Source organism: Modestobacter excelsi (assembly GCF_005930495.1).
GTDB classification, from domain to species: domain Bacteria; phylum Actinomycetota; class Actinomycetes; order Mycobacteriales; family Geodermatophilaceae; genus Modestobacter; species Modestobacter excelsi.
The window spans coordinates 1-418 of record NZ_SJEX01000172.1 but is presented as its reverse complement, the minus strand read 5'-3'; the positions used below and the strand labels follow the sequence as shown (position 1 = coordinate 418).

At 45.0% G+C, this 418-nt stretch carries 1 protein-coding gene; it reads left to right on the top strand.

What is annotated here, in order from left to right; translation table 11 throughout:
- Positions 1–163 precede the first annotated feature (163 nt).
- On the top strand, positions 164–418 hold a 255-nt coding region (locus FHL80_RS25085), incomplete at its 3' end, for an energy transducer TonB (protein WP_216871051.1).

The following is a 418-nucleotide window of genomic DNA, read 5'->3' as shown; positions in this document are numbered from 1 at the left end:
AATAAAAACGATGCACACCGGGTTTTTACCGCGTTAATGATTCGCGGGTTTATCCCGGTGCGATGGTGGAAGAAACAGGAAGCTGTATTACAGAAAGTGCTACTACTGTATCCCGATGCGATGTATGTAATGTGAGTCAGATAATGGCACAGGATGTGGTGATGTGGCAGTCTGGAACACAGGATATATTGTCAGAATAAGACCCGTAGGAATAAAAATGAAAAGACGCCTTTTACTACTTTTTCTGTTATCTGTCCTGGCAGTGGGATGCTCGCAGCAAAAAGCTGATGAGCCCCGGCAATTAGTGACGGTGTATCCACGATATCCGGAATATGCTGCAGCAAATTATATCAAGGGGCTGGTTGAGGTTAAGTTCGATATTGGTGCTGATGGGACTGTGACACGGATCGTTTTTCTC